This window comes from Streptomyces sp. Ag109_G2-15 (assembly GCF_900215565.1).
Lineage (GTDB): Bacteria > Actinomycetota > Actinomycetes > Streptomycetales > Streptomycetaceae > Streptomyces > Streptomyces diastatochromogenes.
In genome coordinates this window covers 1,132,314-1,146,872 of the sequence record NZ_OCNI01000001.1, presented here as the reverse complement: position 1 = coordinate 1,146,872, position 14,559 = coordinate 1,132,314, and the positions used below count along the sequence as shown (strand labels likewise).

The window sequence follows — 14,559 nt, the reverse complement described above, 5'->3', positions numbered from 1 at the left end:
GTGCCGCCCCTGCGCGTGTGCCGCGGCCGGTCAGTCCAGCCAGTGCCGGCGGCCGATGCTGATGAGCCGCATCTGCCGGGTGGCGATCTGGGCGACGCGCTCCCGCTCGTCCTCGGATCCCTCCAGCGTCTCCAGGAAGAGCGAGGCGGTGATGAGCATCTGGTCGACGTAGAGGTGCGCGAGCATCAGCAGGTCGTCGTCGCTCCAGCCCTCGGCCTGCGGGTCCTTGGCCAGCTCGGCCTTCACCTCCTCGGCGAACCGGGCCAGTTGGGACTGGATGGCCTCGCGCACGGGCTGGACCCCGCCGTGCCGCTCGCGGGCGATGAAACGGACGTGGGCGGGATGGGTGTCCACGTGGTGCGCGATCAACTCGATCGCGCGCGTGATGCGTTCCTCGCTGTCGCCCGCCGTGGACACCGTCGTCCGCACCATCGGGTGCAGGCTGCCGAGAGCCTCGTCGACCAGGGCGACGCCGAGGTCGGCGGTGGAGCGGAAGTGCCGGTAGAAGGCGGTCGGGGCGACACCGACGGCGCGGGTGACCTCGCGCAGACCGAGGCTGCTCAGGCTCTGCTCCTCCAGCAGCGCGAGCGCCGCGTCCAGGAAAGCCTGCCGGGTCTTCTGCTTCTGGGCCTGCCGGATGCCGAGGGTGTGACTCATGTCATCCAGTTAACAACTGTTCTCTGGAATTGGAAAGCCGCGGGGCGCGCTAGACTCGAAGTCAGTGAACAAGTGTTACTACAACTGTTCACCGAAACTTCACAGGGGTCAAACCCAAGGCATCCCGGAGGGGGGATCTGATCCCATGCTGTTCCTCGTTGTCGCACTCATGCTGTTCGGCGTCGTGCTGGGCACCGTCGCTCACGCACCGCTGACCGTCACCGTCGCCGGTGCCGCTGTCATCGCCGCCTGGCTCGCCGTCTTCGCGATCCGCGAGCGCCACGGCCGCCGTCGCGGCACCTCGGCCAACTGACCTTCCGGAACGACTTCCAGGAGCTGAGCACCATGCAACTCACCGCACCGGCCACCGGCCGCACCGACACCCGCTCGCAGGCGCGGGACGCCGACGGGATGGCCGTGGCGTCCTTCATCCTCGGCCTGCTCGGCCTGCTCGTCCTCAACATCTTCCTCGGCCCGATCGCCATCGCCCTGGCCGCCGTCGCCCTCTGGCGCGGCACGAACCGCCGCGGCCGCGCCTACCTCGGCCTGACCCTGGGCGTGGCGGACCTGGCGGTCCTGGTGATCGCGATGGAGATGTCCCACACGGTTTCGTGGAGCCTGTGACCAACAGCCGAGAGCCCCGAGGACGACGGGGCACGGCTGTACTGCCGCCACTGCCGGGCGCGCCGCCACCGACCCCAGCCGCAGCACAGGCAAGGCGCACGGCCGTACCCAACCTCGAGCAAGGTCGATGAACAGGGCGCCGTAGAATCGGCTCACCATGGCTTACCTCGACCACGCCGCCACGACCCCGATGCTCCCGGAGGCGGCAGAGGCCCTGACCGCCCAGCTGAGCATCACCGGCAACGCGTCCTCCCTGCACGCCTCCGGCCGCCGGGCCCGCCGCACGGTCGAGGAGTCCCGCGAAACCCTTGCCGAGGCACTGGGCGCCCGCCCCAGCGAGGTCGTCCTCACCTCGGGCGGCACCGAGGCCGACAACCTCGCGGTGAAGGGCCTGTACTGGTCCCGCCGCGACGCCGACCCGGCCCGCACCCGCGTCCTGGCCAGCCCCGTCGAGCACCACGCCGTACTCGACGCGGTGCACTGGCTCGGCGAACACGAGGGCGCCACCGTCGAATACCTCCCCGTCGACTCCCACGGCCGCGTCCACCCCGAGGTGCTGCGCGAGGCCATCGCCCGCAACCCCGACGACGTCGCCCTGGCCACCGTGATGTGGGCCAACAACGAGATCGGCACCGTCATGCCGGTCCGCGAACTCGCCGACGTCGCGGGCGAGTTCGGCGTCCCCCTGCACGCCGACGCGGTCCAGGCCTTCGGTCAGCTCCCGGTCGACTTCGGCACCTCCGGCCTCGCCGCGATGACGGTGTCGGCCCACAAGATCGGTGGCCCGTACGGCATCGGCGCGCTGCTCCTCGGCCGCGAGTACACCCCCGTACCCGTCCTGCACGGCGGTGGCCAGGAGCGCCACGTCCGCTCCGGCACCCTCGACGTCCCCGCCGTCGCCTCCTTCGCGGTGGCCGCCCGCGTGGCCGCCGAGCAGCGAGAGTGGTTCGGGCGCGAGATCGGCGCCCTGCGGGACCAGCTGATCGACGCCGTCCGCACGGCGGTGCCGGACGCCATCCTCGGCGGCGACCCGGCACCCGAGGGCCGCCTCCCGGCCAACGCCCACTTCACCTTCCCCGGCTGCGAGGGCGACTCCCTGCTGCTCCTGCTGGACGCCCAGGGCATCGAGTGCTCCACCGGCTCCGCCTGCACCGCGGGCGTCGCCCAGCCCAGCCACGTCCTGCTCGCCACCGGCACCGACCCGGACCTGGCCCGCGGCACCCTGCGCTTCTCCCTCGGCCACACCTCCACGGACGCGGACGTCGAGGCCCTCGCGAAGGCGATCGGTCCGGCGGTGGAGCGGGCCCGGGCGGCGGGGCTGACGTAGGGCCTGTGCGCGGGGTTGACGTAGGCCCGGGGTGGGGCGCGCTTCAGGCCCGGTGGGGCGCGCCTCAGGCCCGCGCCCGCCGCACCAGCCCCAGATAGCGGTCCCAGTCCCAGTGGCGCCCGGGGTCCGTGTGGTCCGTCCCCGGCACCTCCACGTGCCCGATGACGTGCTCCCGGTCGACGGGTATGCCGTAGCGCCCGCATATCGCGGCCGTGAGCCGCGCCGAGGCCGCGTACATCGCGTCCGTGAAGGAGGAGGGGTCCTCCACGAAGCCCTCGTGCTCGATGCCGACGCTGCGCTCGTTGTACTCCCGGTTGCCCGCGTGGAAGGCCACGTCCAGCTCGCGGATCAGCTGGGTGATGCGGCCGTCCTTGCGCACGATGTAGTGCGCCGCGGCGCCGTGCGCGGGGTCCTGGAAGACCTTCACCGCCGACGCGTACCCGCCCTGCGTGACATGGATGACCACCCGGTCGATCCGGTAGTCGTCCGGCCGGTCCGCCCGCCGGTAGTTCGCCGGTGAGGCCGCCACCCAGCGCGCGCCCCGGAAGTCGACGGCCCCGGCCACCCGCGGCTTCTCCACCCCGGGCAGCCGCCACCACAGACGGGACAGCTCGTCGCGGGCCAGCACGGCCGTGCCCACGGCGGCCGCGGCCCCGCCGATGAGCAGGGCCCGCCGCCCCAGCCGCCGGTCCCCGTCCTTCGCCGCCGCCTCGGTCGTCCCCTCGGTGGTCTCACTCGTCGCCCCCATGTGATCGTCAACGGATATCCGGCGGCCCCGGTTCCCGCGCCCCCGTACTCTGGAAGGGCTATGACTGACACCCCGCAGCGCCCCCGCCCCCTCCGCGTCCTCGCCGCCATGTCCGGCGGGGTCGACTCCGCCGTCGCCGCCGCGCGGGCCGCGGAAGCCGGCCACGACGTCACCGGCGTCCATCTCGCGCTCTCCGCGAACCCCCAGTCCTTCCGCACCGGCGCGCGGGGCTGTTGCACCATCGAGGACTCGCGCGACGCCCGCCGCGCCGCCGACGTCATCGGCATCCCGTTCTATGTGTGGGACCTCGCCGACCGCTTCCGCGAGGACGTCGTCGAGGACTTCATCGCCGAGTACGAGGCCGGCCGCACCCCCAACCCCTGCCTGCGCTGCAACGAGAAGATCAAGTTCGCCGCGCTGCTGGACAAGGCGCTGGCCCTCGGCTTCGACGCCGTCTGCACCGGTCACTACGCGAAGGTGATCGTGGGCGAGGACGGCTCCCGTGAGCTGCACCGCGCCTCCGACATGGCCAAGGACCAGTCGTACGTGCTCGGGGTCCTGGACGACAAGCAGCTCGCCCACGCGATGTTCCCGCTCGGCGACACGGTCACCACCAAGGAGGAGATCCGCGCGGAGGCCGAGCGCCGGGGTCTGGCGGTCGCCAAGAAGCCCGACTCGCACGACATCTGCTTCATCGCCGACGGCGACACCCAGGGCTTCCTGGCCTCCCGCCTCGGCAAGGCGGAGGGCGACATCGTCGACGAGTCCGGCGCCACGGTGGGCACGCACGAGGGCGCGTACGGCTTCACCATCGGCCAGCGCAAGGGGCTGCGCATCGGGACCCCGGCCGCCGACGGCAAGCCGCGCTACGTCCTCGACATCTCCCCGGTGACCAACACGGTGACCGTCGGCCCGGCCGCCGCCCTGGATGTCACCGCGCTGACGGCGATCAGGCCCCGCTGGTGCGGCACCGCCCCGACCGGCCCCGGCACCTACACCGCCCAGCTGCGCGCCCACGGCGGCGAGACCGAGGTCACCGCGGAACTGGTCGACGGCGAACTGCGCGTCAGCTTCACCGAGCCGGTCCGCGGCGTCGCCCCGGGCCAGGCGATCGTGCTGTACGACAACACACGCGTGGTGGGCTCGGCCACGATCGCGTCGACCACGCGCGCGGCCGCAGCGGCGGTGTGACCGGCCCGCTCAGCGGGTGAGGAAGTCGGCCAGCACCGGGCCGAGGACCTCCGGTTCCACCATGTGGGTCTGACCCTCCAGCACGCGGTACGTGCCCTCGGGCACCGCCTCCGCGAGCGCGCGGTTCGCCCCGAGCATCCACTCGGGGCTCGCCCCGCCCGCGGCCACGAGGACGGGCACGGAGATCGCGGCAAGCCGCGCGCGCGGCAGCAGGCCGTCGCCCATGACCGCGTCGTCGTACGCCAGGCTCGGCGCGACGGCCTCCATACCGGCCCACATCGGCGACTGGCGGGCCCCCTGGATCATCTCCTCGCCGAGGCCCGTCAGCCGCAGGAACAGCTCCACGGCGTCCCCGCGCCGCCCCTCCGCGAGCGTCTTGTTCAGCTGCTCCTTGTACGTGGCCTCCCGCTCGGCGCCGCCCGCCAGGAAGTCCGCGAACGGCACCTCGTACACGGCCGCCCGGCGCACCGGCAGGCCGCTCGCCGCCGCCTCCAGCACCAGCGCACCGCCCGAGGAGACCCCGAACAACGCCGCCGCACCGCCCACCGCCTCGATCAGCGCGGCCAGGTCCTCGACCTCGCGCTCCACCGCGTACGGCTCGGTGTCACCGCTCTCGCCGCGACCCCGGCGGTCGTAGACGACGGCCGTGCAGCGGTCCGCGAGCCGGTGCGCCAGGGGCGTCACGGTGCCGCCGGTGGACATCGCGCCGCTCACCAGGATCACCGTCGGCCCCTGGCCGATCACTCCGTACGCGAGGGAGGTGCCGTCGCGGGAAGTCGTCATCTTGTCCATGCCGGTGCAGACTGCCGTACGGCATGGAATTCAGCGGTCACGACACGTCGGCCTCGTAGAAGCAGTAGTGGTCCCTGATCTCCGCCACGTCCGGCTTCGGGTCCGGGTACGCCCAGACCAGGTCGGGCGCGTCCGGCAGCGACCAGTAGGACGCGGTGCCCTTGAAGGGGCAGACGGTGTGGGTGTCGGAGGGCGTGAGCAGGTCCAGGCGGACGTCCTCGGCGGGTATGTAGTACCGCACCGGAGAGCCCGTCTCGCGCAGTACGAGGGGACGGTCGGTCTCCGCGAGCACCTGGTCGCCGTGCACCACGCGCACGTGCTGCTCGCCTCGTTCGATGGTGATCGTGTGTCCTGTGGTCATGTAGGAACAGCGCGCGAGGGCCCGTACTTCTTCCCGCGTACGGTGGGGGACATGAACATCTGCGTCTTCCTCTCCGCGGCCGATCTCGACGAGCGTTACACGCGCCCCGCGCGCGAGTTCGCGGAACTGCTCGGCAAGGGCGGGCACACCCTGGTCTGGGGCGGCTCCAACGTCGGTCTGATGAAGGTGGTCGCCGACGGGGTGCACGAGGCCGGCGGCAGGCTGCTCGGCGTCTCGGTCGAGTTCCTGTCGGCGAAGGCTTGGCCCGGCGCCGACGAGATGCTCATCGCGGCCGACCTCGCCGAACGCAAGAAGCTGCTCCTGGAGAAGGCCGACGCCGTGGTGATCATGGTGGGCGGCACCGGAACGCTCGACGAGGCCACCGAGATCCTCGAACTCAAGAAGCACGGCCACACCGAGAAGCCGGTCGTGCTGCTGAACACGGCCGGCTTCTACGACGGCCTGCGCGAACAGTTCCGCCGCATGGAGGAGGAGGGCTTCCTGCCCCGCCCGCTGTCCGACCTGGTGTTCTTCGCCGAGGAGCCGGCGGCCGCGCTGGCCTACCTGGAGGAGTCGTACGGCGCCCGGTGATGCGAGCATGGCGGGCATGGCTACTCATGTGATCACCGGGGCCGGTTCCGGCATCGGCGCGGCCGTCGCCCGCCGTCTGCACGCGCGCGGGGACGAAGTCGTCCTGCACGCGCGCGACGCGGGCCGCGCGAAGGAGCTGGCCGCCGAGTTCCCCGGGGCGCGCACCCTGGTGGGCGACCTGGCCGACCCCGACAAGCTCTCCTGGGCCTTCTCCCATCAGTCGCTCCCGGACCGGGTCGACTCGCTGCTGCACATCGCCGGAGTCGTGGACCTCGGCGAGGTCGGCGAGCTGACCCCCAAGTCCTGGCGTCACCAGCTCAACGTCAACCTGATCGCCCCCGCCGAGCTGACCCGGCACTTCCTGCCCCAGCTCCGCGCCGCCCGCGGCCACGTGATCTTCGTCAACTCCGGTGCCGGACTCAACGCATCGGCCGGCTGGTCCGCGTACGCCGCCTCCAAGCACGGTCTGAAGGCCCTCGCCGACTCCCTGCGCCACGAGGAGCACGGCAACGGCGTCCGCGTCACCTCCGTCTACCCCGGCCGCACGGCCAGCCCCATGCAGGCCAAGGTCCACCAGCAGGAGGGCAAGGACTACGACCCCGCCCAGTGGATCGACCCCGAGTCGGTAGCGACGACGATCCTGATGTCCCTGGACCTCCCGAGGGACGCGGAGGTGAACGACCTGACGGTGCGACCGGGGCGCTGAGCCCCCTGGTGCGTCGGCATACCCTGCCGAGGTGAGTGAGAACAGCGAGTTCAGGTTCCCGGGCGCCACCGGTGTCGGCTCCCTGCCCGGCGGGGACGCCCGGGAGGCCGCCAAGACCGCCACCGGCAGCTTCGAGGACTTCCCGTTTCTGCCCGAGCTGCCCGCCCGCGGCCCCGGCGCCGACATGATCGGCCGCACTGCCGGGATGCTCGTCGAGCTGTACGCGCGCGTGGAGCCCAGCGGCTGGCGCATCGGCGACCGGCCCGGCCGCGACACCAAGCGGGCCCGGTCCTGGCTGGGCGAGGACCTCGACGCCCTGGAGGAGTTCACCCAGGGGTACGAGGGCGACCTCAAGGTGCAGGCGGTCGGGCCGTGGACGCTGGCCGCCGCCCTGGAGCTGAGGAACGGCGAGTCCGCCCTGTCGGACCCCGGCGCCTGCCGCGACCTCGCCGGCTCGCTGGCGGAGGGCCTGCGGCTGCACCTCGCCGAGGTACGGCGCCGCATCCCGGGTGCCCGGCTCGTCCTCCAGCTCGACGAGCCCTCCCTCACCGCCGTACTGCGCGGACAGGTCCGCACCGCCAGCGGCTACCGCACGCACCGGGCCGTGGACCGGCAGATCGTGGAGGCGACCCTGAGGGACGTCATCGGCGTGCACGGCGACGAACCCGTCGTGGTCCACTCCTGCGCGCCCGACGTCCCGTTCGCCCTGCTGTGCAGGGCCGGCGCGGCCGCCCTCTCCTTCGACTTCTCGCTCCTCACCGAACGTGACGACGACGCCATCGGCGAGGCCGTGGAAGGCGGCACCCGGCTGTTCGCAGGTGTCGTGCCCGGCACGGACGGCCCATTGTCAGACCCTGCCGGTAGCGTCATGGGTGTCAGGACGCTGTGGCGCAGGCTGGGGCTGCATCCGGGGCTGCTCGCGGAGGCGGTCACGGTCACCCCCGCATGCGGTCTCGCGGGCGCTTCTCCCGCCTACGCACGCCAGGTGCTCGCCCACTGCGTCCGGGCGGCGAGATCACTCGCGGACAACCCAGAGTAACGGGAGGACAACACGGTGGCCGGCGACAAGCAAGCGGAGACGACGGCGGTGCCCGCCGAGGCCCGCGAGAAGCACGCCCAGCTCGCGGAGCAGGTCGAGGAGCACCGCTTCCGGTACTACGTGAAGGACGCTCCCGTCATCAGCGACGCGGAGTTCGACAAGCTCCTGAAGACTCTGGAGGCGCTGGAGGAGCAGTATCCGGAGCTGCGCACCCCGGACTCGCCGACCCAGAAGGTCGCGGGGTCGTACGCGACGGAGTTCACGGCGGTCGAGCACCGCGAGCGGATGATGTCCCTGGACAACACCTTCAACGACGACGAGCTGGCCGCCTGGGCCGACCGCATCGCGCGCGAGCTGGGCGAGCAGGAGTACCACTTCCTGTGCGAGCTGAAGGTGGACGGCCTCGCCGTCAACCTCACCTACGAACACGGCCGCCTCACGCGCGCGGCCACCCGCGGCGACGGCCGCACCGGCGAGGACATCACCCCGAACGTCCGGACGATCACGGAGATCCCGGACCGCCTCCAGGGCGACGACGTCCCCGACCTCGTGGAGATCCGCGGCGAGGTCTACTTCCCGATGGAGAAGTTCGAGGAGCTGAACGCCCGTCTGGTCGCGGCCGGCGACAAGCCCTTCGCCAACCCCCGCAACGCCGCGGCCGGTTCGCTGCGCCAGAAGGACCCGCGGGTGACCGCCACCCGTCCGCTGCACATGGTCGTCCACGGCATCGGCGCCCTGGAGGGCTTCACGGGCATGACCCGTCTCTCCCAGGCCTACGACCTGCTGAAGACCTGGGGCCTGCCCACCTCCCGGCACAACCGGGTGGTCGACGACCTCGACGGCGTCCGCGCGTTCATCGCCCACTACGGCGAGAACCGCCACTCCGTGGAGCACGAGATCGACGGCGTCGTCGTCAAGGTGGACGAGATCCGCCTGCAGGGCCGCCTCGGCTCCACCGCGCGTGCCCCGCGCTGGGCGATCGCGTACAAGTACGCGCCGGAAGAGGTCAACACCAAGCTCATCGACATCAAGGTGGGCGTCGGCCGCACCGGCCGCGTCACGCCGTACGCGCAGGTCGAGCCGGTCACGGTCGCGGGCAGCGAGGTCGAGTTCGCCACCCTGCACAACCAGGAGGTCGTCAAGGCCAAGGGCGTGCTCATCGGCGACACCGTGGTGATCCGCAAGGCCGGCGACGTCATCCCGGAGATCCTCGGCCCGGTGGTCGACCTGCGGGACGGCGCCGAGCGGGAGTTCGTGATGCCGAGCGAGTGCCCCGAGTGCGGGACGCCGCTGCGGCCCATGAAGGAGGGCGACATCGACCTCCGCTGCCCCAACGCGCGTACCTGCCCGGCCCAGTTGCGCGAGCGTGTCTCCTACCTCGCCGGTCGTGAGTGCCTGGACATCGAGCACTTCGGCCAGGTGGCCGCCGCCGCGCTGACCCGCCCGCTGGAGCCGGCCGACCCGCCGCTGGTGGACGAGGGCGACCTGTTCGACCTGACGGTGGAGAAGCTGCTGCCCATCAAGGCCTATGTCCTCGACGCGGACAGCGGCCTGCCCAAACGGGATCCCAAGACGGGCGAGGAGAAGGTCGTCACGGTCTTCGCCAACCAGAAGGGCGAGCCGAAGAAGAACACCCTCGCGCTGCTGGAGAACATCGAGGCGGCCAAGACCCGTCCGCTCGCCCGCTTCCTGAACGGGCTCTCCATCCGACACGTCGGGCCGGTGGCGGCGGAGGCGCTGGCCCGTGCCTTCGGTTCGATCGAACGGATCGAGGCGGCCACCGAGGAGGAGCTGAAGGACACCGACGGCGTCGGTCCGATCGTGGCCGCCGCCCTCAAGGAGTGGTTCGCCGAGGACTGGCACCGCGAGATCGTCCGAAAGTGGAAGGCGGCCGGGGTGCCGCTGGAGGACGAGTCCGCCGGCGAGGACGAGGGGCCGCGCCCGCTGGAGGGTCTCACCGTCGTCGTGACCGGCACGCTGGAGAACTTCACCCGGGACGGCGCCAAGGAGGCGCTGCAGAGCCGCGGCGCGAAGGTGACCGGTTCGGTGTCGAAGAAGACCTCGTTCGTGGTCGTGGGTGAGAACCCGGGATCGAAGTACGACAAGGCCATGCAGCTCAAGGTTCCGGTTCTGAACGAGGACGGTTTCGGCGTCCTGTTGGAGCAGGGCCCCGAGGCGGCGGCGGAAGTCGCACTTCCGACCGGGGAGTAGCGGTTGAAGGCCACCCGTTCGGCGCATATCAGTTGCATACGGGTGGCCCGGGCGCATTCGGGCAACCGTCGACGACCGCTGCCCGAGGAAGCCTTCTGCGGCCTACTGTTGAGGTGTGCGCCTGCCGTGCCCAACTGCGGTTGGGGCATCCCCCTGCCCGCCGAGGGCACGGGGAAGGTTTCTTCAACGCGGAGCCGCTGATGGTTGTCGGGCATCGGGCCGCGTGGCGTGGGCACCGCCGGCTGTGAGAGGGACGGGAATGGAACCGACCGAGAGCGCCGCCCCGGACTCACGGCTGCGCCTGCGCCGCCGCGCGGGCGCGTGGCGGGGGATCCGGTGGACCGGGTGGGGCGCCGAGCGCACGGGCACCCCGGCGCGCCCTGCCGGACCGGGCACCGCGACCGAGGCACACACACCGATCCCGCTGGCCATCGAGCCCGCCCCCGTGCTGCCCGGCACCGACCCCGAACGGCACCTGTCCTGGCCCGCGCTGCCCGCGGGCCTCGTGGCAGCCGCCGGGTTCGCCCTGGGCGCGGGCTTCTACCGCGCCTTCAGCGGCAACCACGCGCTCTTCCCGGGCGGCACGCTCGGCTGGTCGCTGGCCGTGCTCACCGGCACCATCGTCGGCCACCTCGTGATGCTCGGCCGCGCCCGCTGGTGGGGCGGCACCGGCTCCGGCGCGGCCCTCACCCTCGCCGTCCTGCTGCTGTACGGCTGGGTGCCCGCCGGGATGGTCAGCCTCACCGTCGTCGTCCTGGTGGGCATAGCCAGGCGGCACCGCTGGCGGCAGGGCGTGCTGCACGGCGCGGTGGACATCCTCGGGATCAGCGCCGGCGCCCTGGTGCTCGGCTCCTTCGGGCGCGTGCCGACCGTCGAGGACCCCTGGAGTCCCGACAGCTGGAGCGTCACCACCGCACCCGAGGTGGTGCTCGTCGCCGCCGCCTATCTCGCGGTCAGCCGCGGCCTGCTGTGGTACCTGCACGCGCCGCGTGGTGGCGGACTGCCCACCGTCGCCCGCACCGCCCTGGTCAGACAGGGTCTGGTCGCCGTCGCGCTGCTCGGCATCGCCCCGCTGGTGTGCGTGGTCGCCGACGCTCAGCCGATCCTGCTCCCGCTCTTCGCCATCCCGCTGATAGCTCTCGACTCCACGCTGTGGATGGCCCGGGCCCGCGCCGAGGAGCAGCTGCGCGACCCGCTCACCGGACTGCCCAACCGGCAGTGGCTGCAGGAGCGGATATGGACCGCCCTCGACGACGCCGAGCGCATCGGCGCTCGCGCCGCCCTCATGCTGATCGACCTCGATCGTTTCCGGTCGGTGAACGACACCCTCGGTCATCTCGCCGGTGACCGGCTGCTGCTGCAGATAGCCGAACGGCTCCGGATCGCCCTGCCGCGCGGCGCGGAGGCCGCCCGGCTCGGCGGCGACGAGTTCGCCGTCTTACTGCCGGTCGCCGACTCCACCACGTCGGCCACGCGCATCGCCCGCGGCCTCGTCGCCGCCCTCAGCTCCCCGCTCGACCTCGACGGGCTCACCCTCGTCCTGGAGGCCAGCGCCGGCGTCGCCGTCTTCCCGGACCACGCGCTGGACGCCGAGGGGCTGCTGCGGCGGGCCGACGTGGCGATGTACCAGGCGAAGCGGGACCGTACGGGCGTCGAGGTCTACGAGTCCAAGCGGGACTCCAACACCCCCGACCGGCTGGGCCTGCTCGGCGATCTGCGCCGGGCGCTGGACGCGCACGAGGTGCAGCTGCACTACCAGCCGAAGGTCCGCTTCGACGGACAGGTCGCCGGCCTGGAGGCGCTGGTGCGGTGGGTGCATCCCGAGCGCGGGAAGGTGCCGCCGGACGAGTTCATAGCGATCGCCGAGTCCTCGGGGCTGATGCCCCATCTGACGGAGTACGTGCTGGAGACCGCGCTCGCGCAGGTCGCCCGGTGGCGGGCCCAAGGGCTGCGGGTGCCGGTGGCCGTGAACGTCTCCCCGCGCGACGTCCACACGCCCGGCTTCGCGGGCTCCGTCGCCGCCCGGCTGGCCCGGCACGGGGTCCCCGCGGGGGCGCTCCAGCTGGAGATAACCGAGCATGTGCTGCTGGAGGACCCGCAGCGGGCCGCCGACACCCTCGCCGGGCTCACCGGACACGGCGTGAAGATGTCCCTGGACGACTTCGGCACCGGGTACTCCTCGCTGGTGCATCTGCGGCGGCTGCCGGTGAGCGAGCTGAAGATCGACCGGTCCTTCGTGGCCCGGCTGGCCGTGGACACCGAGGACGCGGAGATCGTGCGCTGCACGGTCGACTTGGCGCACTCGCTGGGGCTGCTGGTCGTCGCCGAGGGGGTGGAGGACGACGAGACCTGGGAGCGGCTGCGGGATCTCGGGTGTGACGCCGTGCAGGGGTGGCTGGTCGCCGCGGCGATGCCGCCGGAGGAGACGACGGCGTGGCTGCTGGCGCGGGGGTCTCGTGGCTGGCAGCGACCGCGGGCGGCTCTGCCGGCTGCCGAGTAACTTTTCCCACCCCGCCCGCCCGTTCAACCGGGCTGGATGGCTGCCGTCTCCGGTGGGGGCTGATCGCCGTCGGCGGCTGCGGGTGGCGCGGTCGTCGCCCGCCATGTGCCCGTTCAACCTGGCTGGAGCGGTGACCTTTCCCGCAGGGCTGATCGCCGTCGGCGGCTGAAGCTGTTCAGCCGCCTGCGAAGTGGCCGATCAGCAACGCCAACCGCCTCTCGTGCGCCTCCGCCGGCAGTCGTCCGCTGCGCATCAGCGTCACCAGGCCGTGCAGCCCCGCCCAGAACGTCTCCGTGAGGAGGCCGGGGTCGTCGCCCTCGGCTGCGATCGGCTCGACCGCGTGGAGCAGTTCGCCGAAGGCCTCGCGCAGGGGGGCCGGGGCCTCGGGCGTGGCGAACGGCAGGTCCACCAGGTGGGTGAACATCGCGTCGTAGAGGGCCGGCCGACGCTGGGCGAAGGACGTGTACGTCTCCGCCACCGCCGCCAGTGACTCCCGCACGCTCCGCGCCTTCGCGCGCGCGGCCCCCAGCTCGGCTGCCAGGTCCGCGCAGCCCTGCACCGCGACCGCCGCCATGATCGCGTCCTTGCCCTTGAAGTGGCTGTAGAGGACCGGCTGGCTGTACTCGATCTCGGCGGCCAGCCGGCGCGTGGTCACCGCGTCCCAGCCCTCCGCCTCCGCCAGTTCCCGCGCGGCCGTCACGATCAGCCGCTCGCGTTCCGCTCGTTCGCGCTCCCGGCGCGTCTGGATCGTCATGACCGTGATTCTAGCATCGCTAGCCTTTCTGTCGGCGCTCTGATAGCTTCGCTCTTGTCCCTAGCGCTGCTAGCGAGGAGAAGAGACATGACCGTCACCGCGTACACCCTGGCCGTCGTACTCGACCTGTTCTGCGTGTTCCTCGGGTACCGGTTCCTGTTCCAGCCCGCCTCCGCCGCGGCCGGCTACGGCGTCCCCGCCCGGCCGGACGGCGACGCCGGCGCCTACCTCTCGGTCAAGGGCCTCCGGGACGGCGCCTTCGGCCTCGTGGGTCTGGCCCTGCTGGCCTTCGTCGGCGCGCAGGCCGAGGCCTGGTTCATGGTCTGCGTGGCCCTTGTCCCGCTCGGCGACACGCTGATAGTCCTGCGCAACGGCGGTACGAAGGCCGTCGCCTTCGGGATCCACTTCGCCACCGCGGTCGTTGTGCTGATCAGTGCCGGACTGCTCTTCGCGGTCTGAGGACGTACGTCCACGTCATCAACAGGGGGTTCGGAAATGTCGTTGTTCGTACCGAAGTTCGATGAGTCCGTGATCGTGCGGGACGCCGAGGCCGAGGTGGTCGGCGGCGCCCCGGTCGGGGTCAAGCTGCTGGCCGACAGCAGCGCCAGCGGCGGCGCGCTGTCCACCGTGCGCGTCACCCTCGGGGAGGGGGCCGACGGCGCCAGGCCGCACCTGCACCACAACTCCGCCGAGATGTTCTACCTGCTCGACGGCGCCGCCGAGCTGCTCTCCGGCGACGACATCGTCACCGCCGAGCGCGGCGACCTGGTCATCGTCCCGCCCGGCAAGCCGCACGCCTTCGCCGCCGTGCCGGGCAGCACCGCGGACATCCTGATCGTGATCACCCCGGGCGTGGAGCGCTTCGAGTACTTCCGCCACCTCCAGCGCCTGCGCCTCGGCGAGGCGACCCTGGAAAGCCTCCTCGAAGCGCAGGAGCTGTACGACAACCACTACCTCCAGAGCGTGGCCTGGGAGGGGCGCCGCTGACCTCGTCGGACGAGGCCCCGGCAAACCGTTTCACGGGCACGGGCCCCCGCCCCATAGGATTGGGGCTAGTC

At 72.1% G+C, this 14,559-nt stretch carries 16 protein-coding genes; 11 read left to right on the top strand and 5 right to left on the bottom strand.

The window, feature by feature from the left end; genetic code table 11:
- Positions 1-30: 30 nt before the first annotated feature.
- On the bottom strand, positions 31-657 hold the full coding sequence (locus tag CRP49_RS04765; protein WP_097252287.1) for a TetR family transcriptional regulator: 627 nt from the start codon (positions 655-657) through the stop codon (positions 31-33).
- 145 nt (positions 658-802) lie between these two features.
- On the opposite strand from CRP49_RS04765, the gene CRP49_RS04760 reads away from it, so the two are divergent.
- The 3 genes from CRP49_RS04760 to CRP49_RS04750 all read left to right on the top strand — a co-directional run bounded on the left by CRP49_RS04760 (position 803) and on the right by CRP49_RS04750 (position 2,608).
- Positions 803-970 carry a hypothetical protein gene (locus tag CRP49_RS04760; protein ID WP_097252286.1) on the top strand — a complete coding sequence of 56 codons (168 nt, stop codon included), beginning with the start codon at positions 803-805 and terminating at the stop codon, positions 968-970.
- A gap of 32 nt (positions 971-1,002) precedes the next feature.
- Complete coding sequence (locus CRP49_RS04755) at positions 1,003-1,281, top strand: DUF4190 domain-containing protein (protein WP_097252285.1); 279 nt, start codon at positions 1,003-1,005, stop codon at positions 1,279-1,281.
- A 157-nt stretch (positions 1,282-1,438) separates the two neighbouring features.
- Positions 1,439-2,608, top strand: a complete 1,170-nt coding sequence (locus CRP49_RS04750; RefSeq protein WP_097252284.1) for a cysteine desulfurase family protein — start codon at positions 1,439-1,441, stop codon at positions 2,606-2,608.
- A 64-nt stretch (positions 2,609-2,672) separates the two neighbouring features.
- On the opposite strand, the gene CRP49_RS04745 is transcribed toward CRP49_RS04750, so the two are convergent.
- On the bottom strand, positions 2,673-3,356 hold the full coding sequence (locus tag CRP49_RS04745) for an N-acetylmuramoyl-L-alanine amidase (RefSeq protein ID WP_097252283.1): 684 nt from the start codon (positions 3,354-3,356) through the stop codon (positions 2,673-2,675).
- 60 nt (positions 3,357-3,416) lie between these two features.
- On the opposite strand from CRP49_RS04745, the gene mnmA reads away from it, so the two are divergent.
- Positions 3,417-4,547 (top strand): tRNA 2-thiouridine(34) synthase MnmA, encoded by a 1,131-nt coding sequence (gene mnmA, locus CRP49_RS04740; protein ID WP_097252282.1) that lies wholly within the window; start codon positions 3,417-3,419, stop codon positions 4,545-4,547.
- A 9-nt stretch (positions 4,548-4,556) separates the two neighbouring features.
- Here the strand turns inward: mnmA and CRP49_RS04735 are convergent, their stop codons facing one another.
- Positions 4,557-5,339: an alpha/beta fold hydrolase gene (locus CRP49_RS04735; RefSeq protein WP_097252281.1), complete on the bottom strand. Its 783-nt coding sequence runs from the start codon at positions 5,337-5,339 to the stop codon at positions 4,557-4,559.
- A 37-nt stretch (positions 5,340-5,376) separates the two neighbouring features.
- Positions 5,377-5,700, bottom strand: coding sequence for a DUF427 domain-containing protein (locus tag CRP49_RS04730; RefSeq protein WP_097252280.1), 324 nt, complete (start codon positions 5,698-5,700; stop codon positions 5,377-5,379).
- Positions 5,701-5,751: 51 nt separating this feature from the next.
- On the opposite strand from CRP49_RS04730, the gene CRP49_RS04725 reads away from it, so the two are divergent.
- From CRP49_RS04725 to CRP49_RS04705, 5 genes are all read left to right on the top strand, one after another.
- On the top strand, positions 5,752-6,291 hold the full coding sequence (locus CRP49_RS04725) for a TIGR00730 family Rossman fold protein (RefSeq protein WP_097252279.1): 540 nt from the start codon (positions 5,752-5,754) through the stop codon (positions 6,289-6,291).
- Between the two features lie 7 nt (positions 6,292-6,298).
- On the top strand, positions 6,299-6,997 hold the full coding sequence (locus CRP49_RS04720) for an SDR family oxidoreductase (protein ID WP_097252278.1): 699 nt from the start codon (positions 6,299-6,301) through the stop codon (positions 6,995-6,997).
- Positions 6,998-7,028: 31 nt separating this feature from the next.
- A complete protein-coding gene (locus tag CRP49_RS04715) occupies positions 7,029-8,036 on the top strand; it encodes a methionine synthase (RefSeq protein WP_097252277.1) in 1,008 nt (335 codons plus the stop codon).
- Between the two features lie 15 nt (positions 8,037-8,051).
- Complete coding sequence (gene ligA, locus CRP49_RS04710; RefSeq protein WP_097252276.1) at positions 8,052-10,247, top strand: NAD-dependent DNA ligase LigA; 2,196 nt, start codon at positions 8,052-8,054, stop codon at positions 10,245-10,247.
- A gap of 259 nt (positions 10,248-10,506) precedes the next feature.
- Complete coding sequence (locus tag CRP49_RS04705; protein WP_097252275.1) at positions 10,507-12,747, top strand: bifunctional diguanylate cyclase/phosphodiesterase; 2,241 nt, start codon at positions 10,507-10,509, stop codon at positions 12,745-12,747.
- 175 nt (positions 12,748-12,922) lie between these two features.
- On the opposite strand, the gene CRP49_RS04700 is transcribed toward CRP49_RS04705, so the two are convergent.
- On the bottom strand, positions 12,923-13,501 hold the full coding sequence (locus CRP49_RS04700) for a TetR/AcrR family transcriptional regulator (RefSeq protein ID WP_097252274.1): 579 nt from the start codon (positions 13,499-13,501) through the stop codon (positions 12,923-12,925).
- Between the two features lie 87 nt (positions 13,502-13,588).
- On the opposite strand from CRP49_RS04700, the gene CRP49_RS04695 reads away from it, so the two are divergent.
- Entirely contained in the window at positions 13,589-13,960 is a 372-nt protein-coding gene (locus tag CRP49_RS04695; RefSeq protein WP_097252273.1) for a DUF4267 domain-containing protein, read from the top strand.
- 36 nt (positions 13,961-13,996) lie between these two features.
- Positions 13,997-14,488: a cupin domain-containing protein gene (locus CRP49_RS04690; RefSeq protein ID WP_094220601.1), complete on the top strand. Its 492-nt coding sequence runs from the start codon at positions 13,997-13,999 to the stop codon at positions 14,486-14,488.
- The last annotated feature ends 71 nt before the right edge of the window (positions 14,489-14,559 follow it).